The organism is Mesorhizobium sp. BR1-1-15 (assembly GCF_020165475.1).
Classification (GTDB): Bacteria; Pseudomonadota; Alphaproteobacteria; order Rhizobiales; family Rhizobiaceae; genus Mesorhizobium.
Genome location: NZ_JAIUIF010000017.1, coordinates 54,442 through 80,132 on the forward strand (window position 1 = coordinate 54,442; position 25,691 = coordinate 80,132).

22 protein-coding genes and 1 tRNA gene are annotated in these 25,691 nt (G+C 63.4%); 7 read left to right on the forward strand and 16 right to left on the reverse strand.

Going from position 1 to position 25,691, the window contains the following annotated elements; all coding sequences use genetic code 11:
- Window positions 1-66: 66 nt before the first annotated feature.
- Window positions 67-1,308: an ROK family protein gene (locus tag LB541_RS23865; protein ID WP_140561570.1), complete on the forward strand. Its 1,242-nt coding sequence runs from the start codon at window positions 67-69 to the stop codon at window positions 1,306-1,308.
- Between the two features lie 7 nt (window positions 1,309-1,315).
- Here the strand turns inward: LB541_RS23865 and phoB are convergent, their stop codons facing one another.
- The 8 genes from phoB to LB541_RS23905 form a co-directional block, all read right to left on the reverse strand.
- A complete protein-coding gene (gene phoB, locus LB541_RS23870; RefSeq protein ID WP_140584490.1) occupies window positions 1,316-2,005 on the reverse strand; it encodes a phosphate regulon transcriptional regulator PhoB in 690 nt (229 codons plus the stop codon).
- Window positions 2,006-2,024: 19 nt separating this feature from the next.
- Window positions 2,025-2,732: a phosphate signaling complex protein PhoU gene (gene phoU / locus LB541_RS23875; protein ID WP_140500575.1), complete on the reverse strand. Its 708-nt coding sequence runs from the start codon at window positions 2,730-2,732 to the stop codon at window positions 2,025-2,027.
- 25 nt (window positions 2,733-2,757) lie between these two features.
- Window positions 2,758-3,561, reverse strand: coding sequence for a phosphate ABC transporter ATP-binding protein PstB (gene pstB, locus LB541_RS23880; RefSeq protein WP_140500574.1), 804 nt, complete (start codon window positions 3,559-3,561; stop codon window positions 2,758-2,760).
- Entirely contained in the window at window positions 3,558-4,409 is an 852-nt protein-coding gene (pstA, locus tag LB541_RS23885) for a phosphate ABC transporter permease PstA (RefSeq protein ID WP_140517887.1), read from the reverse strand. The genes pstB and pstA overlap by 4 nt, the downstream gene beginning before the upstream one ends.
- Before the next feature lie 3 nt (window positions 4,410-4,412).
- On the reverse strand, window positions 4,413-5,402 hold the full coding sequence (gene pstC / locus LB541_RS23890; protein WP_140517886.1) for a phosphate ABC transporter permease subunit PstC: 990 nt from the start codon (window positions 5,400-5,402) through the stop codon (window positions 4,413-4,415).
- 65 nt (window positions 5,403-5,467) lie between these two features.
- Window positions 5,468-6,526, reverse strand: a complete 1,059-nt coding sequence (gene pstS / locus LB541_RS23895; protein ID WP_140517885.1) for a phosphate ABC transporter substrate-binding protein PstS — start codon at window positions 6,524-6,526, stop codon at window positions 5,468-5,470.
- Between the two features lie 518 nt (window positions 6,527-7,044).
- Window positions 7,045-11,178: a PAS domain-containing protein gene (locus LB541_RS23900; RefSeq protein ID WP_224619767.1), complete on the reverse strand. Its 4,134-nt coding sequence runs from the start codon at window positions 11,176-11,178 to the stop codon at window positions 7,045-7,047.
- Between the two features lie 607 nt (window positions 11,179-11,785).
- Complete coding sequence (locus LB541_RS23905; protein ID WP_140525468.1) at window positions 11,786-12,709, reverse strand: DUF2865 domain-containing protein; 924 nt, start codon at window positions 12,707-12,709, stop codon at window positions 11,786-11,788.
- Between the two features lie 304 nt (window positions 12,710-13,013).
- On the opposite strand from LB541_RS23905, the gene LB541_RS23910 reads away from it, so the two are divergent.
- Entirely contained in the window at window positions 13,014-13,217 is a 204-nt protein-coding gene (locus LB541_RS23910) for a hypothetical protein (RefSeq protein ID WP_140500562.1), read from the forward strand.
- A 179-nt stretch (window positions 13,218-13,396) separates the two neighbouring features.
- Here LB541_RS23910 and LB541_RS23915 read toward each other — a convergent pair whose 3' ends face one another.
- The 4 genes from LB541_RS23915 to LB541_RS23930 all read right to left on the reverse strand — a co-directional run bounded on the left by LB541_RS23915 (window position 13,397) and on the right by LB541_RS23930 (window position 15,161).
- Window positions 13,397-13,774: a hypothetical protein gene (locus LB541_RS23915; RefSeq protein ID WP_140500560.1), complete on the reverse strand. Its 378-nt coding sequence runs from the start codon at window positions 13,772-13,774 to the stop codon at window positions 13,397-13,399.
- 403 nt (window positions 13,775-14,177) lie between these two features.
- Window positions 14,178-14,252: transfer RNA gene (locus LB541_RS23920), tRNA-Glu, on the reverse strand.
- Between the two features lie 89 nt (window positions 14,253-14,341).
- Window positions 14,342-14,749 (reverse strand): VOC family protein, encoded by a 408-nt coding sequence (locus tag LB541_RS23925; RefSeq protein WP_140625023.1) that lies wholly within the window; start codon window positions 14,747-14,749, stop codon window positions 14,342-14,344.
- 13 nt (window positions 14,750-14,762) lie between these two features.
- A complete protein-coding gene (locus LB541_RS23930) occupies window positions 14,763-15,161 on the reverse strand; it encodes a fimbrial protein (protein ID WP_140517879.1) in 399 nt (132 codons plus the stop codon).
- A 25-nt stretch (window positions 15,162-15,186) separates the two neighbouring features.
- Here LB541_RS23930 and LB541_RS23935 point away from each other — a divergent pair, with 25 nt between their 5' ends.
- Together LB541_RS23935 and rpoH are read left to right on the forward strand one after the other, a co-directional pair.
- Complete coding sequence (locus LB541_RS23935; protein WP_140517878.1) at window positions 15,187-16,242, forward strand: RluA family pseudouridine synthase; 1,056 nt, start codon at window positions 15,187-15,189, stop codon at window positions 16,240-16,242.
- Between the two features lie 211 nt (window positions 16,243-16,453).
- Window positions 16,454-17,365: an RNA polymerase sigma factor RpoH gene (gene rpoH, locus LB541_RS23940; protein WP_027023478.1), complete on the forward strand. Its 912-nt coding sequence runs from the start codon at window positions 16,454-16,456 to the stop codon at window positions 17,363-17,365.
- 85 nt (window positions 17,366-17,450) lie between these two features.
- Here rpoH and LB541_RS23945 read toward each other — a convergent pair whose 3' ends face one another.
- The 4 genes from LB541_RS23945 to LB541_RS23960 all read right to left on the reverse strand — a co-directional run bounded on the left by LB541_RS23945 (window position 17,451) and on the right by LB541_RS23960 (window position 20,042).
- Window positions 17,451-18,323: an MBL fold metallo-hydrolase gene (locus LB541_RS23945; RefSeq protein ID WP_224619769.1), complete on the reverse strand. Its 873-nt coding sequence runs from the start codon at window positions 18,321-18,323 to the stop codon at window positions 17,451-17,453.
- Window positions 18,324-18,570: 247 nt separating this feature from the next.
- Window positions 18,571-19,230 (reverse strand): peroxiredoxin, encoded by a 660-nt coding sequence (locus LB541_RS23950; protein WP_140500553.1) that lies wholly within the window; start codon window positions 19,228-19,230, stop codon window positions 18,571-18,573.
- Window positions 19,231-19,399: 169 nt separating this feature from the next.
- On the reverse strand, window positions 19,400-19,765 hold the full coding sequence (locus LB541_RS23955) for a cell division protein ZapA (protein ID WP_140500552.1): 366 nt from the start codon (window positions 19,763-19,765) through the stop codon (window positions 19,400-19,402).
- Window positions 19,766-19,769: 4 nt separating this feature from the next.
- Window positions 19,770-20,042, reverse strand: a complete 273-nt coding sequence (locus tag LB541_RS23960) for a DUF4164 domain-containing protein (protein WP_140500550.1) — start codon at window positions 20,040-20,042, stop codon at window positions 19,770-19,772.
- Window positions 20,043-20,301: 259 nt separating this feature from the next.
- Between LB541_RS23960 and tkt the strand changes: the two genes are divergently transcribed.
- The 3 genes from tkt to LB541_RS23975 all read left to right on the forward strand — a co-directional run bounded on the left by tkt (window position 20,302) and on the right by LB541_RS23975 (window position 25,612).
- The gene (gene tkt / locus LB541_RS23965) at window positions 20,302-22,293 is read left to right on the forward strand and encodes a transketolase (protein WP_224619771.1); all 1,992 of its coding nucleotides are present in this window, start codon (window positions 20,302-20,304) and stop codon (window positions 22,291-22,293) included.
- A 211-nt stretch (window positions 22,294-22,504) separates the two neighbouring features.
- On the forward strand, window positions 22,505-23,515 hold the full coding sequence (gap, locus tag LB541_RS23970) for a type I glyceraldehyde-3-phosphate dehydrogenase (protein WP_140561556.1): 1,011 nt from the start codon (window positions 22,505-22,507) through the stop codon (window positions 23,513-23,515).
- 213 nt (window positions 23,516-23,728) lie between these two features.
- The gene (locus tag LB541_RS23975) at window positions 23,729-25,612 is read left to right on the forward strand and encodes a potassium/proton antiporter (RefSeq protein ID WP_224619774.1); all 1,884 of its coding nucleotides are present in this window, start codon (window positions 23,729-23,731) and stop codon (window positions 25,610-25,612) included.
- Window positions 25,613-25,691: the final 79 nt, after the last annotated feature.

Here is a 25,691-nt window from a genome sequence, read left to right on the forward strand (position 1 = left end):
TGCCAGTATTTGACGGTCGTCGGGATCCTGGGGAGAGAACGCGGCGACGGGGAGGATGCGAGAAACATGTCGGTCGGAATCCGCCACGACGATTTGCGCCGACGCAACCGGGCGATGGTGATCGCGGCCGTGCGCCGTGCCGGGCAGCCCTCGCGCACCGAGATTGCCGCGACCACCGGGCTCAGCCATTCCACCATATCGGCGATCTCCTCCGACCTGATTGGCGAAGGCATCCTGGCGCAGAGCAAGCCGAGCGAGGCCGGTGCGCTGAAACGCGGTCGGCCGCAGGTCGGCCTCAGCCTCAACCCTGAAGCCGCGGCGGTGATGACCGTTGTGCTGTCGCTGAATTTCCTCTCCGTCGCAGTCATCGACTATGCCGGCCAGGTGATATCTGAGGAGCAGCGCCGGCTGGACACGCTGACCCTGTCGCGCGAGGCGCTGATCGGCGAATGCGTGGCCATCGTCAGGCGGCGGTTCGAGGATCCCGACCTCGACGTCGGCAGCATCGCCCGTATCGCGCTGGCGATCCAGGGCATCACCGACACGGATGCGCGCGCCATGCTGTGGTCGCCGATCACGCCGCAGACCGACATCGCCTTCGCCGACATACTGGAGGCCGAGTTCGGCATTCCCGCCACCATGGAGAACGATTGCAACATGATGGCGGTGGCGCTGCGCTGGCGCGATCCCCAGCGCTACCGCGACGACTTCATCGCCATACTTTTGTCGCACGGCATCGGCATGGGCTTGGTGCTGAAGGGTGAACTGTTCACCGGCACCCATTCATCCGGAGGCGAGTTCGGCCACATGATCCATCGCCCCGGCGGGGCGCTCTGCCGCTGCGGGCGGCGCGGCTGCGTCGAGGCCTATGCCGGCAACTATGCCATTTGGCGCAACGCGAGGCAGCTTGGCGAGGACACCCAGCCCGTCGACGTCAGCGACGCCGACATGCGCACCCTGGCGGCCTCGGCGCGCGAAAAGGACGGGCCGGAGCGCGAAGCCTACCGCAAGGCCGGCGAGGCGCTGGGTTACGGCCTTGGCAGCCTGTTCGCCCTGATCGATCCGGCGCCGGTCGCCATGGTCGGCGTCAGCGCCGCCGCCTTCGACCTGATCGAGCCGGCTCTGCGCGAGGCCATTGCCCAGACCGCCGGCGGCCAGCACTCGAAATCGATTTCCTTCGACACCGAGCCGAACGAACTGCCGCTGATCCGCGAGGGCTGCGCCATGCGCGCGCTGACCTTCGTCGACCAGGAAATTTTCGCGCCGGGGGCACAGGCGAAATCAGGCATAGGCGAGAACGTTGCGTGACATATCCCTAGTCTTCGCGGATCGCGTACCCCGCGCCCCGAATGGTGCGGATAACGTCAGGCATGCGGCCGTTGTTGACCGCCTTGCGCAGCCGGCCGACATGCACGTCCACGGTGCGCTCGTCGATATAGATCGTTTCGCCCCAGACATTGTCGAGCAGTTGGCTGCGCGAGAACACGCGGCCGGGATGTCGCATCATGAATTCGAGCAGGCGGAACTCGGTCGGCCCGAGCCGGATCTCGCTTTTCTTGCGGTAGACCCGGTGCGATTCACGGTCGAGCACGATGTCGCCGACCTTGAGCACGCTGGACAGAACTTCGGGCTTGGCGCGGCGCAGCAGCGCCTTGACGCGTGCCATGAATTCCGGCGTTGAGAACGGCTTGACCAGATAGTCGTCGGCGCCGGTGGAGAGACCGCGCACCCGGTCGCTTTCCTCGCCGCGCGCCGTCAGCATGATGATCGGCAGCCGCTCGGTATCGGGCCGCATGCGGAGACGGCGGCAGAGCTCGATGCCGGACACCGCCGGCACCATCCAGTCGAGCACAAGAAGGTCAGGGACATTCTCCTGCAAGCGGATCTCGGCTTCGTCGCCGCGCGTCACCACCTCTACCTGATAACCCTCCGATTCCAGATTGTAACGGAGCAGCACACCCAGCGGCTCCTCGTCCTCCACCACCATGATGCGTGGCGCGATCATCGACTGGTCACCCCTGCCGTCAAGCCGCTGGCGCCGACATCGCCGTCTCGTCCTGCTTCGGGCGATTGGCGGGCAATTGCGTGCCGGTCAGCACATAATAGGCATTTTCGGCAATGTTGGTCACGTGATCGCCGATGCGCTCGAGATTCTTGGCGCAGAACAAAAGATGCGTGCAGGCGGTGATGTTGCGCGGATCCTCCATCATGTAGGTCAGCAGCTCGCGGAAGACCGACGTGTATTTGACGTCGATGCGTTCATCGTCGGCGCGCAGCTTCGCAAGTGCCGCGGCATCGCGCGCCGCATACTCCTCGATCACGCCTTGCACCTGGATCAGCACAAGCTGCGCCATGGCGTCGATGGAGTGCGACAGGTCGCGCGGCGTGGCGGCAAGGCCGACGGTGCCGACGCGCTTGGCGATGTTCTTGGCGAGATCGCCGATGCGTTCGAGATCGCCCGCCATGCGGATCGAGCCGACGACATGGCGCAGATCGTCCGCCATGGGCTGCCGCTTGGCGATCAGGGTGATGGCGCGGTCGTCGAGTTCGCGCTGGCGCGCATCCATGATCGCGTCGTCGGAGACGACGCGCTGGGCGAGCGCGTTGTCGGAATTCAGGAGCGCCTTGGTCGCGCCGCCGACCATCGATGAGGCGAGATCGCCCATGTCGCGGATCAGCCTGCTGATCTGTCCGAGATCTTCGTCAAAGGCTGCGACTGTGTGTTCGGCCATGATCTTGGTCCTCGTATGCCTGGGATCAGCCGAAGCGGCCGGTGATATAGTCCTGCGTGCGCTTCTCGCGGGGCGACGTGAAGATCTTCTCGGTGCGGTCGAACTCGACCAGCTCGCCCAGATACATGAAGGCGGTCTGCTTCGACACGCGCGCCGCCTGCTGCATGTTGTGGGTGACGATGACGATCGTATAATCGGCCTGCAACTCGTCGATCAGCTCCTCGATCTTGGCGGTCGACAGCGGATCGAGCGCCGAGGCAGGCTCGTCGAGCAGGATGACCTCCGGCTTCACCGCCACCGTGCGGGCGATGCAGAGGCGCTGCTGCTGGCCGCCCGAAAGGCTGAGGCCGCTGGCGTTGAGCTTGTCCTTGACCTCGCTCCACAGTGCCGCGCGCTTCAGCGCCTGCTCGACACGGCCGTCCATCTCCGCCTTGCTGAGCTTCTCATAGAGCCTGACGCCGAAGGCGATGTTCTCGTAGATCGACATCGGGAACGGCGTCGGCTTCTGGAACACCATGCCGATCTTGGTCCTGAGCAGGTTGAGATCCTGCGAGCGGTCGAGGATATTCTGGCCGTCGAGCAGCACCTGGCCCTCGGCGCTCTGCCTCGGGTAAAGCTCGTAGATGCGGTTGAAGACGCGCAGCAGCGTCGACTTCCCGCAGCCCGAAGGCCCGATGAAGGCGGTGACGCTGCGCTCGGGCAGCGACAGGCTGATATCCTTCAGCGCCTTCGACTGGCCATAGTAGAAATTGAGGCCCTTGACCTCGATCTTGGCTTTCTCGACCGCGACTTCGGGCGTATTCAACTCGGTGGACAACATCGGTTTCATCTGTCCTCTCTGCGTCCGGTAAGGCTGCGGGCGAAGATGCTCAGCCCGAGAACCGTAAGGGTGATTATGAGTGCGCCGGTCCACGCCAGCTGCTGCCATTCCTCGTAGGGGCTGAGAGCGAACTGGAAGATGGTGACGGGCAGGCTGGCCATTGGGGCGTTGAGATTGCTCGACCAGAACTGGTTGTTGAGTGCCGTGAAGAGCAGCGGCGCCGTCTCGCCGGAAATGCGGGCGATGGCCAGCAATATGCCGGTGACGATGCCCGACAGCGCCGCACGGTAGGCGACCGAGCGGATGACCACCCAGCGCGGCGCGCCGATCGCGGCGCCGGCCTCGCGCAGGGCGTTCGGCACCAGGTTGAGCATGTCCTCCGTGGTGCGAACGACGACCGGGATGACCAGGATGGCCAGTGCGACGGCACCGGCAATCGCCGAGAAATGTCCCATCGGCCGCACCAGCAGCTCGTAGACGAACAGGCCGACGATGATCGAGGGTGCCGACAGCAGGATGTCGTTGATGAAGCGCACGACGGTGGTGAGGCGCGAGAAGCGGCCATATTCGGCCATGTAGGTCCCAGCGAGGACACCGATCGGCGTGCCGACGATGACGGCGATGACTGTCATCATGATACTGCCGTAGATGGCATTGAGCAGGCCGCCGGCATCGCCGGGCGGCGGTGTCATTTCGGTGAACACAGAGAGCGAAACACCCGACAGGCCCTTATAGAGCAGTGCGCCGAGGATCAGCGCCAGCCAGGCCAGGCCGATGCCCGCCGCCGCGACGCATAGCGTCATCATCACGGCATTCCTGCGCTTGCGTCGATTGTGAAGCGATGTGGCCGTCGACATCGGTCAGGCTCCCGTGCGGCTGTCCATGCGCAGCAGCATGTAGCGCGCAAGGGCAAGGATCAGGAAAGTGATGACGAACAGGATCAGGCCGAGCGCCACCAGCGAAGACGTATAGAGATCGCCGTCGGCTTCGGTGAACTCGTTGGCGATGGTCGCCGAGATCGTCGTGCCGGGCGCGAACAGCGAGGCGCTGATGCGGTGGGCGTTGCCGATGACGAAGGTTACCGCCATGGTTTCGCCGAGCGCGCGGCCGAGGCCGAGCATGACGCCGCCCATGATGCCGACGCGGGTATAGGGGATGACGACGCGGCGCGTGACCTCCCAGGTCGTGCAGCCGATGCCGTAGGCCGATTCCTTCAGCACCGCCGGCACCGTGTCGAAGACATCCTTGGTGATCGAGGTGATGAAGGGCAGGACCATGATGGCAAGGATCAGCGCCGAGGTCAGAAGGCCGATGCCGTAGGGCGGGCCGGCAAACAGGCTGGAGAGTCCCGGCACGTCGTGGAAAAGCTTGATGATGAAGGGCTGCACCGTCGTCTGCAGGAACGGCGCGAACACGAACAGGCCCCAGATGCCGTAGATGATGGAGGGTATGCCGGCAAGCAGCTCGACGGCGATGCCGATGGGGCGCCGGAGTGGCCGCGGGCAGAGTTCGGTAAGGAAGATGGCGATGCCGATGCCGATGGGAACGGCGATCAGGATAGCGATGGCGGCGGTGACGATGGTTCCGTAGATCGGGGCCAGCGCTCCGAAATTCTCGGTGACCGGGTTCCACGATTCGGTCGTCAGGAAGGAGAACCCGAATTTCGACAGCGCTTCCCACGAGCCGGCAAACAGCGAAATCGCCACGCCGCCGAGGATGAGCAGGACGAGGATGGCGGAAAAGCGTGTCGCCGTCCGGAAAATCGTATCGGTGAGCGCGAAGCGTCGGACCGTGGCTTCCCTGGCCCGCATGGCGGCCGACGATGGCATGGCTTCGGAGACGGCGGTCATCTGGCCCTCGCGTTTCAAGGAAGACAGGGAGGGCGCCGTGAAGCGCCCTCCTCGTTCAGCAGGGATTACATGGCGGAATAGAGCGGCTTGCCGTCTTCGCCGACGATGTCCTTGGCCCACATGTCCTCGACGCTCTTGACGACCGCGTCGGGGATCGGAACGTAGTCCAGCGCCCCGGCCATGTCGTCGCCCTTGGCGTAGGACCAGGCGAAGAACTTGAGCGCTTCACCGGTCGCCGCCACGTCGCCGGGCTTCTTGTAGACCAGGATCCAGGTCGCCGACGTCATCGGCCAGGATTCGGCGCCCGGCTGGTTGGCCAGGATGACGCCGTAACCAGGCTGCGAGCTCCAGTCGGCATTGGCCGCCGCCGCCGAGAACGCCGCCGCCGTCGGCTCGACCTTCTTGCCGTCCTTGTTGATCATGTCGGCATAGGTCAACTTGTTCTGCTTGGCGTAGGCGTATTCGACATAGCCGATCGAGCCACCGGTCTGCGAGACGTTGTTGGCGACGCCTTCATTGCCCTTGGCGCCGATGCCAACCGGCCATTCGAGCGCGGTGTTGACGCCGACCTTCGACTTCCAGTCGGCGCTGACGTCGGCCAGGTAGTAGCTGAAGTTGAACGTGGTGCCCGAACCGTCGGAGCGATGCACGACGGCGATCGCCTGGTCGGGAAGCTTGACGTCGGGATTGAGCTTGGCGATCGCCGCGTCATTCCAGTTGGTGATCTTGCCGACGAAGATATCGGCCAGCGTCGGGCCGTCGAGCACCAGTTCGCCCGGCTTGATGCCTTCGAGATTGACGACCGGAACGATGCCGCCCATCACCATCGGGAACTGTGCAAGTCCGGTGGATTCGAGATCCTCGCCCTTCAGCGGCGCATCGGAAGCGCCGAAGGTGACGGTCTTGGCTTTGATCTGCTTGATGCCGCCGCCCGAGCCGATCGACTGGTAGTTGAGACCGATGCCGGTCTCCTTCTTGTAGGCATCGGCCCACTTCGCATAGATCGGGTAAGGGAAGGTGGCGCCGGCACCGGAGATGTCAGCTGCCATTGCCGCGGAAAGGGTGAGGGTGGACGCCGCAGCCATTGCGATCGCAACGGCCGCCGAGCGGATGAAATGTCTCATATGGCCTGCTCCTGTTCGGAAGATGGTCTCTCGGCGCCATTCCTTGCCAGCGCCCGCTGAGGGCAATAGCGTTCGATTATAACAGTCGCATGACAGTTTCGTGTCAGCCCGGTAACGCGTCGCCGGCGCTTGGAAAGGCGATGGCGATTAGCGGCTGCGGCATGGCGCCGGTTTGCCTTCGGGAATCAGGGACTTGCGCGATCCGGCCACCCAAACAGCCATCGGATTCGGCATGGATCGCTGATCGAAGAAAAGCCGGACGGGAGCGCGTTGCTCGAGGCCAGAGGATGTCTTGGCCGGGCCATCGCCAAAAACAGGTCCGTTGGGGTAGATTGACGCTGCTTCATACTGGCGGTCGCTGCTCCCGCCCGTAACTCAAGAGAGAGCGGAAATTCGATGCCGTCATTGTCCCGGCTGGACGCCGGCTTTGATATGGTGCGATCGCACCATAGTCTTGCTCGAAGGGCTGCAGCCGGCCCCGGGTGATTCTCGCCGCAATCCGGCCGAAGGCGCAAAGTCTATCCCGCGTTGCGCCGGGCCTGGCGACCGGCGCCGACCCAGCGCTCGACCTTTTCGAGCAGGGCCCTGGGGCTGATCGGCTTGGGCAGATAGTCATCCATGCCGGCGTCCAGGCAGCGTTCGCGATCGCCCTTGAGCGCATGCGCGGTGACCCCGACGATCGGCACATGCGTGCCGGTTTCCTCTTCCAGCCGGCGGATGGCGGCGGTTGCCTCGAGCCCGTTCATCTCCGGCATCGAGACGTCCATCAGGATCATGCACGGATTGAGCCTGCCGAAAGCGTCCAGCGCCTTGCGGCCATTGCCGACGATCTCGAAACCGTAGCCGGTCTCGCCGAGGATCTGGGTGAAGACCATCTGGTTGACCTCATTGTCCTCGGCCACGAGGATGTCCAGCCGCTGCTCGCCGCCAGTCGCGGCAAGCCGAGGCCTGACCGGCGGCGGCTGCAGCAACGCGCGTTGCCCTGCCGCCGGTGGCGGTGACTGTGGATTGTTCCCGCCGCCTCCCTCGACAGCAAGCGGCCGGGCGACATCCGTGGCGTGGCGATGCCGCTGGATGGTGGCGACCAGCGTTTCCAGGAGCACCGAGGAGCGTGCGGGCTTGATGAGTTGGGCATCAATGCCGAGATCGCGGTAACTGGTGTTGGCCAGCGACTGGTCGACGGAGGTCAGCATGATGATCGGCGTGTCGGCAAGCCCGGCGGTGTTGCGCACGACACCTGCCATCTCGGCACCGCTCATCTCGGGCATCTGATAATCGAGCACGACGCAATCGACCGGCACGCCGTAGGCGGCGGCCGCGATCAGCACTTTCAGTCCCTCGGCGCCGCTCTCGGCCGCGCAGGAATCGAAGGTCCATGACGTCATCTGCTCGGTCAGGATGGCGCGGTTGACGGCATTGTCGTCGACGATCAGCACCCGCGCGCCGGTCACGTCCACCGGCATGATGCGCTGCGCGTTCTGTTGTCCGGCCCTGGGCAGCGTGACCGTGAACCAGAAGGTCGACCCCTTGCCTTCGGCGCTTTCCACGCCGATGTCGCCGCCCATCAATTCGACCAGCCGCGAGGTGATCGCGAGCCCGAGCCCAGTGCCCTCATGCCGCCTCGTCGAGGAGGTGTCGACCTGGCTGAATTTCTCGAACACCTGTTTCAGCTTTTCCTCAGGGATGCCGATCCCGGTGTCGGTGACCGAGATCGTCAGCCTGGTTCCGTCCGGCACACTTTCGCCGGTGACGTCGACGAGCACATGGCCTTCTTCGGTGAACTTCACCGCATTGCCGAGCAGGTTGGTGACGATCTGCCGGATGCGGCCGACATCGCCGATGAACAGGCTTTCGAGCCCAGGCTCGATGCGCACGATGAGCTCGAGGTCCTTTTCCTTGGCCCGCGTCGACACCAGCGTCGCCACGTCCTCGATCGCCTCGGCGAGATTGAAGGGGGCGGGATCGAGCACCAGCTGGCCGGCATCGATCTTGGAGAAATCCAGGATATCGTTGATGATGGTGAGCAGCGCGTTGCCCGATTTGACGATGATGTCGGTGAAGGTCTTCTGCTTCGGATCGAGATCGGATTTGGCCAGGAGTTCGGCCATGCCCAGCACGCCGTTCATCGGGGTGCGAATCTCATGGCTCATATTGGCGAGGAATTCCGACTTGGCGCGGTCGGCAAGTATGGCGCGCTGGCGCGCCTCGCGCAGTTCCGCCTCGCGCAGCTTCAATTCGGTGATGTCGGTGGTCGACCCGATCAGGTAGAGCGACCCGTCGGACGCGATCATCGCGCCCTTGCGGGCGAACTGGTGGCGCACGCTGCCGTCCGGGAGCATCACCGTCTCCTCGACCTCCTGGGTTTCGCCGCTGCGCAGCACCGCGAGGTCGCCATTGACGAAGGCTTCGCCGTCGGGCCCGAAAATTTCGATATCGGTCTTGCCGATCGCGTCCTGCTTGCTGAAGCCGGTGAGATCGCACCAGCCCTTGTTGACGTAGAATTGCCTGAGATCGGAGCGTTTGGCATAGATCGACACCGGCACGTTGTCGATCAGGCTGCGGAATACCTCGTTCTCGCGCATGCTTTCTTCCAGCGCCCGCTCGCGCGCCTTGACCTCGGTGATGTCGGTGCTGGAGCCGACCAGATGCACCGATCCGTCCAGCGCCACCAGCCGGCTCTTGCGCGTCATCAACTGCCGCACCGTGCCGTCGCGATGGGTGACGGGCTCCTCGACCTCCCTGACGCTGCCCGTGAGGGCAACCTCGGTATCGTCCAGGCTGTAGCTTTCTCCATCCCCGTCGCCGAACAGCTGCCGATCGGTGCGGCCGATAACGTCTTCCTTGGCGAGCCCGGTGATCGCGCACCAGGCCTTGTTGACGAACTCGATGCTGAGGTCCTGCGCCTTGATGAAGGCGGCCACGGGCAGTTCGTCCAGCACGTGCCGGAACAGGTCGATCTGCCGCATCGAATCGTGCAGCGCCTTTTCGCGGCTCTTGATCTCGGAGATGTCGACGCGCACGCCGATGAACGTGCCGTCATCGGTGCGCATGTCATAAACCTGATACCAGCGGCCGTCGGGATTGAGACGTTCGAAGGATGAGTATGGCAGGTGGTAACGGGCGAGGATGCTGTCCAGCCAGCCATCGAGATCGCCATCATAGAGCGCATCGACCCGCGGATCGCCGCTCGAGCGGAAATAGCCAGCCGAATGACCGAGTGCCAGCGCGTCGCGGAAGGTGCGGCCGGGCTGCCACGCCGGCTTCAACGCCGGCAGCGTGTCCTGCATCTTGCGGTTGGCGAAAACGAAATTGTCCTCGCGGTCGTAGATGATCACGGCGGCCGGCAGCGATTCCAGCACGCTGGCCAGGTGTTTGCGGGCGTCCTGCGCCTCGGTCTCACGGCCCTTCATGTCCGAGACGTCGAAGAGGAAGCCGGCCACGTAGTTGCGGCCGCTTACCATTCTAACGCGGTTCTTCCTGACGACGCGCGAGCGGTTGACGCCGTCGACCTCGAAGCTTTCCTCCACCTCGTAAGGCCGCCCGGTCGCCAGCACCTCGCGCTCGCTTTTCTCGAACAGCGCAACCTCGGCCGGCGCGAGAAAATTGCCGCCGGGCTTGCCAAGCATGGTTTGCGGCGTCTGGCCGAACAGGCCCGCAAACGCCTCGTTGACGAAGACGAAGCGCAGATCGTCATCCTTGACGAAGATCGGATCCTTGACGCCGTTGATCACCGCTTCCGCCAGTCGCGCCTTTTCCAGCGCGTCGGCCAGCTCGGCCTCGCGATCCTTCATGTCGGTGACATCGACATAGGAGATGAGCCGCTTGCCGCCGGCCAGCGGGGCCAGCGACGCAACCAGGGTACGCCCGTCATTGCGCGGCAATTGTCTCGAGCCGGCGACGCCGGCCCTGATCTCGGCCTCGCGCTCGGCGGTATGACGCTGCCAGGCAACGTCGTCGGCGCCGTAGGAATCGGCGGCGCGGCTGGCCTCCATCAACTCGCGGAAGCCCGAGCCGATCCCGGCGCGCTGGGGATCGATTTTCCACAAATTGTAGAAGGCCTGGTTGATCACTTCGGCGCGCAGGTCGGCGTCGAGGACCATGATCCCGATCGGCATCGAATCGACCATCGTGCGAAGGTCGGGAAGGCCTCCCGAAGACGCCTCTCCTTGCTGCTTCTGCTCCAGTTCTTCGAAGGCGACGGCCAATCCCGTGACATTGCGTCCAATGCCACGATAGCCGGCGAATTTCCCCTCGTCATCGAAGCGTGGAAAGCCTGAGGTCAGCACCCAGCGGCAATCGGCGCGACCTCCCTTCAGTTCGTAGACAAAGTCACGGAACGGCCGATGCGCCTGCAGATCCTCCAGATGCATTGCCGCGCTGCGGTTGCCGTTCAGGACCTGCTTCAGGAAATCGAAACGGAAGCGGCCGAGCACGGCGGCCGGGTCGATGCCCGTGACCGCCTGGTAGTTGTGCGAAAGCCAGGAAAAGCGCAGCTCGGCATCGGTCTCCCAGATCCAGTCCGAGCCCGTCTCGACCAGCTGGCGTAGCATGGCCAAATCCATGCCTGCGGTGAACGAGGCCGCGTCGTTCACTGTCATTTCGCCCGACCCGCGCTCGCCGCGCACGCCGGCTGTCTCGTTCGCTTCAGCCATGCCGTCCCCACCCCGAATCCAAGGCCGAACCCTCCCTCCGCGGTTCGTCGGCGGAATGTGCCCGAGAAGCATTAACGATCCGCTAACCTTAACAAGCCGTTGCGCACCGGACGGGCCCTGGCCTGCGCCATTGCGCCCGGTTGTCGGCCGGATCGAAGCCGCGCTATAAGCCAATATTGGGGTGTTGCTGATGTTTGGACGGATTGTGCCTTGCTTGCTGAGCGCGGCGCTGCTTTTCGGCAGCGGCTGTTCGCGCAGCTATGACGGCACCGTCGTCATTCCGCGCCCGCTCGATGCCCGGCGTTTCTGGGACCGGCCGCCGCCCAATGTGGAATACGGGCCGTCCGGAATGGAAAACGGCGCTTTTCCGGCGCCGCCACAACCGCCAACCCGGTTTTCCGAGCGCAGGCCCGCGCCGCGCGCCGCACCGAGACGTCATCTTTCAAGAGTTTCGAGGCCACCTCCGCCGTCCTCCGATGAGGAAAAGCCCCTGGCATGCAGGAATGTCAGCGAACCCGGAAAGAGGGTTCGCATGGTCTGCGACTGATGGGTGCCACCCAAAACTGACATTGGCTGGGAAACCGGCGCCTACCCCCGGGGCGGATAATCATTCGGCTGGGAAGAAGGCCGGGCCGACTATTCTCACCGGCCGCTTGCCGGCCTCTATCGACTGATGCTGGGCCGCCCCGGAGGCTTCGGCGTCCGCCGCGGGAATTGCCGCGACGCTGCCGAGGTCCGGCTTGGCCGACGGCAAGGGGATGATGGCATTGGTCATGTTTGTGGGCGTTACCGTTCGGGCCCTCAATTCGGCGACCCTGCTGTAGTAGCGTTTTAGGTCACATGCCTTGAAATTGACGTCGTCGCGGTAGCGGAATGCGGTCGGCAGATCGGTGTAGGGCTTGCGCGTGTCGAGAGAGACCATCTTTTCGGTTTCGAGGCTGACGTCGCTGAGCGTATAGAGGTCGACGCCCGGCTCGTCGCAGATGTAGCGGCATTGATCGGCCATATCCTTCACATCGTCGCTGCCGGCGAACTGCGACTTGGGTGCTGGGAAGAAATATCCATCCGAAAGGCGCACGCAGAACAGCATCGCGTTGCCGGCGCCCGTTGCCCTCGCCGCTGGCGCCGCCGCAGACACCGATTGGGTCTTCGCCGCCGCGCGCTTTGCCGCTGGCGCGCAGCCAAGCGCGACAAAGCGTGCCCGCAGCCCCGACATGTCCCGGCCTGAATTAGAGGCCGCAGCGATCTGGCGCTGCACCTCGCTCCTGTTCCTGGCAAGATCGGCGCATGCGTTGAAGAAACCACCGAGGGAATTTTTCGCCGTACACTTGCGCTGCCTCTCGATGCCTTGGATCGCGGCAAGCTGGCGGTGCAACTGGGCAAGCTCGGGGCTCGTGCCGCCGCCACGGCCGGCCGAAGACAACTGATTTCTTATTGCACTGCAACTGTCGGCATAAGAACTGGACATGCCGAGCGCGAGCACGGTCAGGGTGACGAACGCGATCATCATGGGGGACCAGAAACGGATCATCGGAAGGACGCGGTCCTTGTTGCTGAGAACCTGGAATGACAACTCTTTCGACTTCGGTAAGCTTTCGCTAAATGAGTTTTATCTAATCTTTCTAGTCTCCATGCATTGAGAGACTTGTCTTTAGTTTAATAGAAGAACCTCTGTGAATTCAATATTGCATTTTTATTTCAAGGTTGAGACGAACTGCAAAACAATGCAGCCGGACCGACGGCTGGCAGGCCTGCCGAATCACTCCGGCGTTACCGGAAACGGGCCCTGAAACCTTTGCCCGGCCTTTCGCGTTGAAGCGCGAAGGAGAACGCAGATGTCGATCCAGGTCACGGTATCGGAACTGACAAGAAATCTTTTTCATTCCCTGGGACTTGATCCGAGGCCCCTGAGCGCCGAGCAAAACCTGCTGCTGGAATGCTATCTGGCCGGGCAAATCCCGGAATCGGCTTGGAACGACTACGTCTTCGAGACACCCGACCTGGCGCGGCACGCCGAGGCGCGGCGTACCAGCCACTGACCGGTGAAGGCGGTGCTGGGCGAGATGGTTTGGTGGTAGTCGCTACCTGAGCGGCTGGCTGGCAGACGTTTTCCGTCAGGATTGCGTAAAAAATTGAAGCGGGATCGGCGATCCGAACGCCGAACGGCTCTAGCGCATTAAGCCGCGGCGCGCCCTGCGCGGAGAGTTGCGGAAAACAGCTATTGGCCGATCTTGGGAGATACGAATTGCAAGGTGAACACGTTGCCGGCAATCCCTTGCGCCAGTTGCGGCGAAAGGCTGAGCGGCGTGCAATTCTTCACCGCGGTCATTGCGGCGTCGATGAACGACTTTCGCGCCTTGTCGTCGCCGGCCACCTTGGCGGCGGTCGGCCGTGGCGGACCAAGCAGCGTGCCGTCGCGCTTGAAGCTGAAGCTCAGAGTGACGATGGAATTTCCAGCATCCGCCGGCGGCGTCCAGCATGCCTGGATCGCCGTGCCGACTTCGTCCATCGTGTTGAGCTGGGCGGCAGCCGACGGGCAGGTGGCGCCAATCGCCAATGCGCCGCTAATCAGGAGCATTCCAGCGGTTCTTTTCATTGCAATTCCTCCACCGTCGACCCTTCCGGCCGCCCGCGTGCGATCGTCAGGATTGATGGTAGGGCTGGAGATGGCAAGGGCAATATGCTTTGGCGAAAGCTCTTGCCGAAAGCATTGGAGGCAGCCCTGCCCGCAGCGGCCGGCCAAAAAACAAAAGGCCGGCAGTGGGCCGACCTTTGTTTTCACCGCAGCGCCAGTACATCCGTGGTCGCGGGTGAATTGTCTCCAATAGACAGATTATAGGTAAACGAAACGTTAATCGAAGCCGCCATGCCATAGCTCCGAGCCCGGCTTTTGCCAGCGCTCCATGCGGTCATATGCGCGCATATGACGAAGCTTCCGCGGAGGCCTTGAACATTGTTTGATGCTGGAGGGATCATCAACGGCTGAGCCGTCGCCTTCTTGGTACGCCCAAGGGGAATCGAACCCCTGTTCCCGCCGTGAGAGGGCGGTGTCCTGACCGCTAGACGATGGGCGCGTTCAAGAACCGGCGATATAGGCTGGCGGCGGAGAAAAAGCAACTGGGGTCCGCCGGCTTTCCCGGGATCAAGAAAAAGCTGGCTGCTGCTAGCGTTTTGGCTCGATCAGGTCCCATAGATTGCCGTGGAGATCGGCGAAAACCGCCACCGTGCCGTAGGGCTCCAAGCGCGGTGGCTCGCGAAATTCGACGCCCTTCGCCACCATCGCCGCATGATCGCGGGCAAAGTTGTCGGTTTCCAGGAAGAGAAAAACCCGCCCGCCGGTCTGGTTGCCGATGCTCTTCCTTTGTGCCTCGTCGGAGGCCTCGGCCGGAAGCAGCCGCGCGCCGCGCCCGCTGGCCGGCGCGACCGTCACCCAGCGCTTGCCGCCGCCAAGGTCCACATTCTCCAGGAGCACAAAGCCCATTCGCTCGACATACCAGTCGATTGCTTCGTCATAGCTGTCGACGACCAGCGCAACGGTGGCGATATGACGGTTTTCGGCAAAGCCGGTCATTGCGCGCCGGGCTTCATTTGTTGCGGATTGCGAAGCGGCCGATTATGCGCCGCTCGCCCATATCGTAGACGAAGATCGTGCGGCTGCCATCGACAAGTTCGGCCTCGATCGAGACGCGATTGCCGGATAGCGACTGGCTGACCACCCTGGCGCCGACCGGCAGCACGATGTCTCCGCTGAGCGGTTCGCCGGCGGGCACCTGGATGTCGCCGGCCAGCGGCGGGCTCACCGGCGCTGCCTTGCGTGATTTGTAGACAATCGCCGCGATCACCACCATAAGGGCCAGCAAGAGCAGGCCGAGATTGATGGCCATGAAGCGGATGAGCCTGCCGCGCACCTTTTCGATCTCGGGGTTGAGCGGCTTTTCCCCGCCTTCAACAACGGCGTCTTCGTCGGCGGCGGGGCGGGCCATGGCAAACATTCCGGAACGATTCTCGATGAGCGCTCATAACGAAGAGGCCCCCGGATTGATAGAGGACCAATTCATGCAGGCAGAACCGATCGTGCTCGTGGCCGGCGCCGACGATGCCGGCCAGCGCATCGATCAGTGGCTGGCAGGCAGGCTCGGCCCGGAAATGTCGCGCAGCCGCGTGCAGATGCTGATCAGGCAGGGCGCGGTCTTGGTCGACGGCAAGGCCGTTGTCGAGACCAAGTGCAAGATGTCGCCGGGCGAAACTGTCTCGGTCGCCATGCCGGAGCCGGAACCGGCGGAGCCACAGGGGGAAAACATCGCCCTCGATATCCTCTATGAAGATGACGAACTGATCGTCATCAACAAACCCGCCGGGCTTGTCGTCCATCCCGGCGCCGGCAATTGGACCGGCACGCTGGTCAATGCGCTGATCCATCATTGCGGCGACAGCCTGTCCGGCATCGGCGGCGTGCGCCGGCCGGGCATCGTTCATCGCCTCGACAAGCAAACCAGCGGCGTCATGGTCGTGGCCAAGACCGACCGCGCCCACAAGGCGCTTTCGGAGGCCTTTGCCGATCACGGCCTGACAGGCGATCTCGAGCGCGCCTACCTGGCGCTGGTCTGGGGCATACCGCAGCGGCCGGCCGGAACGGTGGATGCCCCACTCGGCCGCGCCGCCGACCGTGTACGTCGCGCCGTAGTACCCGAAGGACGCGACGATGCCCGCCACGCCGTCACCCATTTTGCGGTGCAGGAGCGCTTCGGCGAAAACCAAAAGGAATTCGCAACCGCAAGTCTGGTTGAATGCCGGCTGGAGACCGGCCGCACCCATCAGATCCGCGTCCACATGGCCCATATCGGTCATCCGGTGCTCGGTGATCCCGATTACGGCCAAGCCTTTCGCACCAAGGCCAACCGGTTGCCCGAACCGCTGAGAAGCCAGGTCAAGGCCTTCTCCCGGCAAGCTTTGCACGCCTGGCTCCTTGAATTTCGCCATCCGACTACCCATCTATCGATGAGGTTCGAGGCACCGATACCGAGGGACATGGAGGAACTCGTCGGCGGCTTTCGCAGTCTTTGAATCCGCCGCCCGGCAAGCTTCAAATCAACCATCAAAAAACCTGACTGGCGTTGTTCACTTCAGCGTGACACACTGTTTCGTGTTGAACAAATGCCTGTCTTTTCTGGTTTTGTTCCTGTATATATCTGATGTCGCGAGCGAGCCTTTGGTGCTCGCGTCACATGCCCGCCGCGTTTCGGGGGCATCACTCCAATAGAGAGGGGGCGCTATCATGGCCCAGTCACTACCCAGTATCGTTTCCGGCGAAGGCGGCCTCAGCCGCTACCTGGAAGAGATCCGCCGCTTTCCGATGCTTCAGCCGCAGGAAGAGTACATGCTCGCCAAGCGTTATGCCGAGCATGAGGACACTTCCGCAGCGCACAAGCTCGTCACCAGCCATTTGCGGCTCGTCGCCAAGATCGCCATGGGCTATCGCGGCTACGGCCTGCCGATTGGCGAAGTGATCTCGGAAGGCAATGTCGGCCTGATGCAGGCCGTCAAGAAATTCGAGCCAGAGCGTGGCTTCCGCCTCGCGACCTACGCCATGTGGTGGATCAAGGCCTCGATCCAGGAATACATCCTGCGCTCGTGGAGCCTGGTCAAGATGGGCACGACCGCCAACCAGAAGCGGCTGTTCTTCAACCTGCGCAAGGTGAAGGGCAAGATCCAGGCGCTTGACGACGGCGACCTCAAGCCCGACCAGATCGCCGAAATCGCCACGAGGCTGAACGTCTCGGAAGCGGAAGTCGTGTCGATGAACCGCCGCCTGTCGGGCGACGCCTCACTCAACGCGCCGATCCGGGCGACGGAAGGCGAGTCCGGCGAATGGCAGGACTGGCTGGTCGACGACCACGAAAGCCAGGAAGAGATGCTGATCGAGCAGGACGAGCTGGAAAACCGGCGCGGCATGCTGTCGGGTGCTCTTGCGGTGCTCAACGAACGCGAACGGCGCATCTTCGAGGCGCGCCGCCTCGCCGATGAGCCGCTGACCCTGGAAGAACTGTCGGCTGAGTTCGACATCAGCCGCGAGCGCGTGCGCCAGATCGAAGTGCGCGCTTTCGAGAAGGTTCAGGATGCCGTCAAGGCCGCCGCCAAGCGCCAGACCCAGGCGCTGCGCACCATCGAGGCGCAGCCGGCGGCTTAAAGCCGGCATCGGCAACAAGATAGAACGGCGGCGTCAGGAGACTGGCGCCGCCTTTTTGTATACCGCAGCGGGTGCCGTGATTGCTTCAAAGCCCATCCAGCGGAAATTTCAGATACCGTCGGCCATTGGCTTCCGGTTCCGGCAGGCGTCCGCCATTCATGTTGACCTGCAGCGCATGCAGGATCAGCCTCGGCATCGGCAATGTCCGGTCGCGCGCCTCGCGCAGGGCAACGAATTCGGCCTCGCCGCGCGCGGCGGCAAGATGTATGTTGTCGGCTTTCTGCGCGGCAACCGTGCTCTCCCATAATGCCTGGCGCCCGCCGGGCTGATAATCATGGCCGACAAAGACGCGCGTGTCCTCCGGCAGGGCCAGAATGCCCTGGATCGAGTGCCACAGGCGCGCGGCGCTGCCGCCGGGAAAATCCGTCCTTGCCGTGCCGCTGTCGGGCATGAACAGCGTGTCGTGAACAAAGGCTGCATCCCCGATCACATAGGTGATCGACGCCAGCGTGTGCCCGGGCGAGAAAAGCACCCTTGCTGGAAGCGTTCCCACCCGAAAAACCTCGCCGTCGCCGAACAGCCGCTCCCACTGCGAGCCGTCGGCGGGGAAATCCGGCCAGTTGTAGATCGCCTTCCACAATTTCTGGACCTCGACGATCCTCTCGCCGATCGCCGTCGGCGCCGCGGTCCTTTGCTTCAGGTACTGCGCGGCCGAGAAATGATCGGCATGCGGATGGGTGTCGAGAATCCATTCGACGCTCAGTCCCTCCGCCCTGACGAAATCCAGCAGCGCATCGGCATTGGCTGTCGAAACTGCGCCGGACTTCTCGTCGAAGTCGAGGACCGGATCGATTATGGCACACCGCTTCGTCACCCGGTCGGCGACGACATACTGGATGGCGCCGGTCGGCTTGTCGTGGAAACCGGTGACCTCAGGCTTTGCCGAACCTATGTCCAATCCGACGTCCCCTCCGTTAGCCAGACAGGAATGATTTTCTCTGCCAGAGCAACATACGAGCATGCTTGTCTAGCGGGGCCCTGCCGTCAAGCACGCCTTGCCAGAAAAGCGACGGAAGTCGAAAAATGCCGGCCAGGCAACTGGAGCAATTCCAAGCGGTTTCCCGGGAAAGCGCGTGGCGCTTTGCCCAAGGAATTGCGCAAAAACAAAGAGATGGTTCGCCGTTTCCGTGAACCGGAGAGCCGCTTTACGCGGAAGGCTGCTTGGTCTTCCTGAGGTAGGGCAGGATGGTCTCGTAGGCGCCGAAGCGCTTGATGGCGTCCTCGTTGGAAACGGCCGCGGTGATGATGACGTCCTCGCCCTGTTTCCAGTTCGCCGGCGTCGCCACCTGGTGCTTGGCGGTCAACTGCATGGAATCGACCGCGCGCAGGATCTCGTCAAAGTTGCGGCCCGTGGTCATCGGATAGGTCAGCACCAGCTTGATCTTCTTGTCGGGCCCAATGACATAGACCGAACGCACGGTGGCATTGTCGGCGGGCGTGCGGCCCTCCGACGTCTCGCCTGCACCAGCAGGCAGCATGTCGTAGAGCTTGGCGACCTTGAGATCCTTGTCGCCGATCAGCGGATAGTTCACCGAATGGCCGGTGGCCGTCTTGATGTCGTCCTGCCATTTGCCGTGGCTTTCGACCGGATCGACCGAAATGCCGATAATCTTGACGTTGCGCTTCTTGAACTCGCCCTCGAGCCCCGCCATCGTGCCCAACTCGGTCGTGCAGACGGGAGTGAAATTCTTCGGGTGGCTGAACAGCACCGCCCAGCCGTCACCGATCCACTGGTGAAAGCTGATCGGTCCTTGCGTGGTCTCGGCGGTGAAATCCGGGGCGATATCGTTGATGCGAAGGCTCATGTTGTTTCCCTACCCTTGAAATGTTGCCGGCAACGGCTGGCGAGCGCTCAAATCTTTTTAACACCTCGGCGGCAACCCACAAATGCCTAAAGCCACAGGCGCCCGTCGCGCCCGCGAAAAAATTTCTCTTCTTGCCGCCAAGTTCGGCAGGAATTTCCGAGGAGACCGCTTATGCCTTGTTGACGGCCAGCGTCGCCGCAAGATCTTCCATGCGCTGCGCCAGCGCGCCAAGCGCGTTGGTCAGCACGCTGTCGCTCTTGTCGGCCTTGGTCAGCGCCTCGTCGCGGGTCTTGCGCAAGGTCAGCACTTCGCTTTCCATGCCCTTGACGCGCTTCTGCAGCTCCGAGAGTTCATCCATGACCATGATGCCGGCCATGACCGTCAGCCGCTGGTCGCCGATCTCGCCGAATGAATCCTTCAGATGCGAGACGTAGCGGTCGAAACGCTCGGCGAGATCGATCAGATGCTCTTCCTGGCCTTCGTCGCAGGCCATCCGATACTGCTTGCCGTCGATGGAAACCGTGACCTGTGCCATCAGCCTACCTATCCAACACAGCGCGGATGGTTTCCATGGCGGTCACCAGTCGTCGCGACACTTCCTTGTTGGCATCCTCCAGCCGCTCGGCGCGCGCCTCGGAACTGTCGAGCTCCTGCGCCAGCCGCGAGCGGTCGGCATTCATCCGCTGCACCTCGGCCTCGGCTTCCGAATAATCGCGCTCATGCTCGAGCTTGGCCGCGACGGCGTTTTCCAGGCCTTCCATGGCCTTGCCCAGCCTTGCGATGACTTCCTTGAGTGTCGTTTCCCCGGTCATGGCCTCGTCCTGTGCCCTGCCCATCACCGAATCGCTCGCGTTCAGAACGCGTTATCTCTGAAACATTAGGCACCGGGTGAAGGCGACGTCAACAAAGCTCTCGCGACTGTCCCCTGCTAACGCTAATATAGGCCTGCCCGCGGCATCACAAGGCCGGCAAATGCGCACCGGTTTGTTGACTAAAAGTGCGCGCCTGCTATGTGTCGCGCACGCTTTTCAAGGGCTCTCCCAAGGCCCCAAACCCCACCCCGGAGGAACCATGACGTCGCGTGAACAACATGACCGGATGGCCAATGCGATCCGCTTTCTCTCCATGGACGCGGTCGAGAAGGCGAACTCCGGCCATCCCGGCCTGCCCATGGGCTGCGCCGACATTGCCACGGTGCTGTTCACCCGTTTCCTGAAATTCGACGCCAAGGCGCCGCATTGGGCCGACCGCGACCGCTTCATCCTGTCGGCCGGCCATGGCTCGATGCTGCTCTACTCGCTGCTCTACCTGACCGGCTACGAAGACATGACGATCGACCAGATCAAGCACTTCCGCCAGTTGGGCTCGAAAACCGCCGGCCATCCCGAATATGGCCACGCCGCCGGCATCGAAACGACCACCGGCCCGCTCGGCCAGGGCCTTGCCAATTCTGTCGGGTTCGCGCTCGGCGAGCGCATCATGAACGCCGCCTTCGGCAACGACCTCGTCAGCCACTACACCTATGTGCTGGCCGGCGACGGCTGCCTGATGGAAGGTGTCTCCCAGGAGGCGATCGCGCTTGCCGGGCACCTCAAGCTCAACAAGCTGATCGTGTTCTGGGACAACAACAACATCTCGATCGACGGCCCGGTGTCGCTGGCTGACAATACCGACCAGGTCGCGCGCTTCCAGGCTTCCGGTTGGAACGCCAGCCACATCGACGGCACGGATCCGGAAGCCATCGCCTATGCGATCGAAGCCGCCCGCCATTCCGACAAGCCGACGATGATCGCCTGCAAGACGACCATCGGCTTCGGCGCCCCGACCAAGGCCGGCACCAACAAGGCGCACGGCTCGCCCCTCGGCGCCAACGAGATCGCCGGCGCGCGCAAGTTCTTCAACTGGGAGTCACCCCCCTTCGAGGTTCCAGCCGACATCCTCGATGCCTGGCGCACGGCCGGCACGGCCGGCGCCGAGGCGCGCGCCGACTGGGAAGGTCGCCTCGCCAAGACCGACGCCAAGCTCAGGGCAGAGTTCGAGCGCCGCGTTGCCGGCAAGCTGCCGTCCAACTTCGACGCCGTCATTGCCGACTACAAAAAGAAGCTCTCCGCCGACAAGCCGAAGGTCGCCACCCGCAAATCTTCCGAAATGGCGCTGGAAGTCATCAACGGCGCCGTGCCCGAAACCATCGGCGGCTCGGCCGATCTCACCGGCTCCAACAACACCAAGACCAGCCAGACCAAGAACATCACCCCGGACGACTACGGCCAGCGCTATGTTCACTACGGCATCCGCGAACACGGCATGGCTGCCGCCATCAACGGGCTGACGCTGCATGGCGGCCTGATCGCCTATGGCGGCACTTTCCTGTGCTTCTCAGACTATGCCCGCCCCTCGATGCGACTGGCCTCGCTGATGGGCATCCGCTCGATCTTCGTCATGACCCATGATTCCATCGGTCTCGGCGAAGACGGCCCGACCCATCAGCCGGTCGAGCATGTGGCGGCACTGCGCGCCATCCCGAACCACAACGTGTTCCGTCCGGCGGACGCGGTCGAGACCGCCGAATGCTGGCAGTTGGCCCTTGAATCGGAAAAGACGCCGTCAACGCTGGCGCTGACCCGACAGAACCTGCCGACCGTGCGCACCGAATTCACAGAGAAGAACCTGAGCAGCCAGGGCGCCTATGAGCTCGCCGCCGCCAGCGGCGAAGCCGCGGTGACGATCTTCGCCACGGGTTCGGAAGTCGAGATCGCGCTCGGCGCCCGCGACCTCCTGGAGAAGCACGGCCATCCGACCCGCGTCGTCTCGGTTCCTTGCTTCGAACTGTTCGATAAGCAGAGCGAGGACTACCGCCGCAAGACGATCGGCAATGCGAAGGTGAAGATGGCGATCGAAGCCGGCATCCGCCAGGGCTGGGATCACCTCATCGGCTCCGATGGCATCTTCATCGGCATGACCGGCTTCGGCGCCTCGGGAACGATCGAGCAGCTCTATCCGCATTTCGGCATCACCGCCGAGGCGGCCGCCAAGGCGGCGGAAGCCCGCCTGCATGGCAAGTAAGGCCGTGCTTGTTGCCCAAAAGTGTATCTCGATTTTGGGACAGCGACATGTATGAAACAAGAACGCTCGGCGAAACCGCGTACAGCGGTTCCGCCGGACTGGCCTGACCTAATCGATTTAAATCCACGTCGCCGCGGCTGGATTCTTTCCGCTTCCGCCGCTATGAAGCTGCGGACCAATCGTCTGCCCTCCAGCTCCCAAGGAGAGAAAAATGACCGTCAGAGTTGCCATCAACGGATTCGGCCGCATCGGCCGCAACATCCTGCGCGCCATCCATGAATCCGGCCGCAAGGACATCGACGTCGTCGCCGTCAACGACCTCGGCCCGGTTGAAACCAACGCCCACCTCCTGCGCTACGACAGCGTACACGGCCGCTTCCCGCACGAAGTATCGGTTTCCGGCGACCAGATCACCGTCGGCAAGGAGACGTTCAAGGTCACCGCGATCAAGGATCCGACCCAGCTGCCGTGGAAGGAGCTCGGCGTCGACATCGCGCTCGAATGCACCGGCATCTTCACCGCCCGCGACAAGGCAGCCGCACACCTGACCGCCGGCGCCAAGCGCGTCCTCGTTTCGGCGCCCGGTGAAGGCGCCGACCTCACCGTCGTCTACGGCATCAATCACGACAAGCTGACCAAGGACCACATCGTCATCTCGAACGCGTCCTGCACCACCAATTGCCTGGCGCCGCTGGCCGCAGTCCTGCACGAGACGGTCGGCATCGAAAAGGGCATGATGACGACGATCCATTCCTACACCGGCGACCAGCCGACGCTGGACACCATGCACAAGGATCTCTACCGCGCCCGCGCTGCGGCACTCTCGCAGATCCCGACCTCGACCGGTGCCGCCAAGGCCATCGGCCTGGTGCTGCCCGAGCTCAAGGGCAAGCTCGACGGCATCTCGATCCGCGTGCCGACGCCGAACGTCTCGCTCGTCGACTTCAAGTTCATCGCCAAGCGCTCGACGTCGGCGCAGGAGATCAACGAGGCGGTGATCGCCGCCTCCAATGGCAAGCTCAAGGGCATCCTGTCGGTTACCCATCATCCGAACGTGTCGATCGACTTCAACCACGACCCGCACTCCTCGATCGTGGCGCTCGACCAGACCAAGGTGATGGACGGCAACTTCGTTTCGGTGCTGTCCTGGTACGACAATGAATGGGGCTTCTCCAATCGCATGGGCGATACCGCGGTCGCCTTCGGCAAGACCATCGCCTGATCGCGGGCCCATCTTCCAGAGACTTGAAACGCCCGGTTTCGTCCGGGCGTTTTCGTCGGAGTGCTCGGCAACGCGTCGCTTCGCTCCTGCTAAGCCCAAGGACGATGAAGTTGTGGGGCTTCGGCCCAAAAAACCGCTCTCCCGCCTTGCGCCGGCCATGCCTTCGCCCCACTCTTCCTTGAATCGAGAGAAGAGGCAGGGGACAAGTCACGGATGGAGCATGCGATCTATCTCGTCACGCTGGTGGGCACCGCGCTTGTCGTCGTCGCCGCGTTTTCGAGCCTGATCGCCTTCCGCTTCGGCGCACCGCTGCTGCTTCTGTTTCTCTGCATCGGGCTCGCCACCGGGACCGATGGCCTCGGCATCGAGTTCGACAATGCCCGCATCGCCTATTTTGCCGGCTCACTGGCGCTGGCGGTGATCCTGTTCGATTCCGGCTTCGGCACGCCTCTCAATGCCTTGCGGCAGGCAGCCGGGCCGGCGCTGTCTCTGGCCACATTCGGCGTGATCCTCACCACTGGCCTGTTCGGCGCCGCCGCCTACTATATGCTCGATCTCACCTGGCTGGAATCCTTCCTGCTCGGTGCCGCCGTCGCCTCCACCGACGCGGCCGCCGTGTTCTTCCTTTTGCGCGCCGGCGAGATCAATCTGCGCGAGCGCGTGCGCTCCACGCTGGAGGTGGAGTCCGGCACCAACGATCCGATCGCCATCTTCCTGACCATCACCCTGGTCGAGATCATAGCCGCCCATGCCGACCCCGAGGCCAATGTCCTGGTCACCAACCTCGTCCTCGGCTTCCTCATCAACATGGGCCTGGGCGCCATTGTCGGCGTGCTGGGGGGCCTCGCCATCGTGCGCCTCGTCGACCGGCTCAATCTCGACCATGGCCTGCTGCCGATCTTCGTGCTGACCCTATCGCTGATGGTCTTCGCCGCCGCCGGCGCCATCGGCGGCTCCGGTTTCCTGGCGGTCTATCTTGCCGGTCTCGTCGCGGGTAATTCCGACATCCGCGCCGTCACTATCCTCAAGCGCTTCCAGGACGGCATGTCCTGGCTGGCGCAGATCATCATGTTCCTGATCCTCGGCCTGTTCGCGACGCCCTCGCAATTTCCGGCAATCATGGTGCCGGCGGTGCTGCTCGGCCTGTTCCTGATGTTCGTCGCCCGGCCGATCGCGGTCTGGCTTTGCCTGGTCCCGTTTCGTCTGCCGCGCCCCGAAGTCGCCTTCGTTTCTTGGGTCGGCCTGCGCGGCGCCGTCTCGATCCTGCTTGCCATCACTCCCTTGCTCGGCGGGCTGGAGAATGGCCGCACCATCTTCAATGCTGCCTTCATCATCGTCCTGGTGTCACTCGTCATCCAGGGCTGGACCGTTGGTCCGCTGGCGCGCCGTCTCGGCCTGATCGTGCCGGCGCGGCTCGGACCTCTGGACAAGGTCGAGCTCGAACTGCCGGGCTCGGCCCATCACGAGCTCCTCGCCTACCGCGTCGCGCCGGGCAGCCCGGTGGCGCGCGGCGAGCGCATCCCGCGCTGGGCGCGGCCCTCGCTGGTGTTGCGCGATGGACGCTCGATGCGTTTCCAGGACATGGGCAGGCTTGCCGCCGGCGACCAGGTCTACATCTTCGTGCCGGACCGCTATCCACGCCTGCTCGACAAGCTGTTCGCCAGCCGCGCCGTCGTCGACCCCGAGGACGCCGATTTCTTCGGCGCCTTCGCCGTCGATCCGGCGCGTTCCGCTGCCGAACTGGAAGCCGCATACGCGCCGGGCCTGAGCGAGGCGGAACAGAACCTGACCGTCGGCGCTCTGGTCACGGCGCGGCTCGGCGGCCACGTCGAATACGCCGACCGCGTGCTGATCGGCCCGATCGAGCTGATCGTGCGTGACGTCGACGACAAGGGCAGGATCACAGGCCTGGGCCTCTCCTTCGAACCGACCGCGCCCGTGGCGCGGGTACCGGTCTTCCTCAGCGCCGGCGAGATCGCCGACCGGATCAAAGCTTTCGTCCAAACCTGGCGCAAGCCGGTGGAAACACCGATCACCGCGGCACGCGCAGACGAGAAAACCGATCCGGCGGTGGAAAAGGCAACGACCGAAAGCTGACACGGCGATCCTTTGCGCCGCACCCATCCGCCTGCCGTGACGCTTCGCGACGTCGACGCCTTCGCCTTCGCCTTCGCCT

What these genes read in the sequence shown, in the direction of transcription:
- LB541_RS23865 (WP_140561570.1), top strand. Translation starts at nt 67, where the DNA reads ATGTCGGTCGGAATCCGCCACGACGATTTGCGCCGACGCAACCGGGCG.
- phoB (WP_140584490.1), bottom strand. Translation starts at nt 2,005, where the DNA reads ATGATCGCGCCACGCATCATGGTGGTGGAGGACGAGGAGCCGCTGGGT.
- phoU (WP_140500575.1), bottom strand. Translation starts at nt 2,732, where the DNA reads ATGGCCGAACACACAGTCGCAGCCTTTGACGAAGATCTCGGACAGATC.
- pstB (WP_140500574.1), bottom strand. Translation starts at nt 3,561, where the DNA reads ATGAAACCGATGTTGTCCACCGAGTTGAATACGCCCGAAGTCGCGGTC.
- pstA (WP_140517887.1), bottom strand. Translation starts at nt 4,409, where the DNA reads ATGTCGACGGCCACATCGCTTCACAATCGACGCAAGCGCAGGAATGCC.
- pstC (WP_140517886.1), bottom strand. Translation starts at nt 5,402, where the DNA reads ATGACCGCCGTCTCCGAAGCCATGCCATCGTCGGCCGCCATGCGGGCC.
- pstS (WP_140517885.1), bottom strand. Translation starts at nt 6,526, where the DNA reads ATGAGACATTTCATCCGCTCGGCGGCCGTTGCGATCGCAATGGCTGCG.
- LB541_RS23900 (WP_224619767.1), bottom strand. Translation starts at nt 11,178, where the DNA reads ATGGCTGAAGCGAACGAGACAGCCGGCGTGCGCGGCGAGCGCGGGTCG.
- LB541_RS23905 (WP_140525468.1), bottom strand. Translation starts at nt 12,709, where the DNA reads ATGATCCGTTTCTGGTCCCCCATGATGATCGCGTTCGTCACCCTGACC.
- LB541_RS23910 (WP_140500562.1), top strand. Translation starts at nt 13,014, where the DNA reads ATGTCGATCCAGGTCACGGTATCGGAACTGACAAGAAATCTTTTTCAT.
- LB541_RS23915 (WP_140500560.1), bottom strand. Translation starts at nt 13,774, where the DNA reads ATGAAAAGAACCGCTGGAATGCTCCTGATTAGCGGCGCATTGGCGATT.
- LB541_RS23925 (WP_140625023.1), bottom strand. Translation starts at nt 14,749, where the DNA reads ATGACCGGCTTTGCCGAAAACCGTCATATCGCCACCGTTGCGCTGGTC.
- LB541_RS23930 (WP_140517879.1), bottom strand. Translation starts at nt 15,161, where the DNA reads ATGGCCCGCCCCGCCGCCGACGAAGACGCCGTTGTTGAAGGCGGGGAA.
- LB541_RS23935 (WP_140517878.1), top strand. Translation starts at nt 15,187, where the DNA reads ATGAGCGCTCATAACGAAGAGGCCCCCGGATTGATAGAGGACCAATTC.
- rpoH (WP_027023478.1), top strand. Translation starts at nt 16,454, where the DNA reads ATGGCCCAGTCACTACCCAGTATCGTTTCCGGCGAAGGCGGCCTCAGC.
- LB541_RS23950 (WP_140500553.1), bottom strand. Translation starts at nt 19,230, where the DNA reads ATGAGCCTTCGCATCAACGATATCGCCCCGGATTTCACCGCCGAGACC.
- LB541_RS23955 (WP_140500552.1), bottom strand. Translation starts at nt 19,765, where the DNA reads ATGGCACAGGTCACGGTTTCCATCGACGGCAAGCAGTATCGGATGGCC.
- LB541_RS23960 (WP_140500550.1), bottom strand. Translation starts at nt 20,042, where the DNA reads ATGACCGGGGAAACGACACTCAAGGAAGTCATCGCAAGGCTGGGCAAG.
- tkt (WP_224619771.1), top strand. Translation starts at nt 20,302, where the DNA reads ATGACGTCGCGTGAACAACATGACCGGATGGCCAATGCGATCCGCTTT.
- gap (WP_140561556.1), top strand. Translation starts at nt 22,505, where the DNA reads ATGACCGTCAGAGTTGCCATCAACGGATTCGGCCGCATCGGCCGCAAC.
- LB541_RS23975 (WP_224619774.1), top strand. Translation starts at nt 23,729, where the DNA reads ATGGAGCATGCGATCTATCTCGTCACGCTGGTGGGCACCGCGCTTGTC.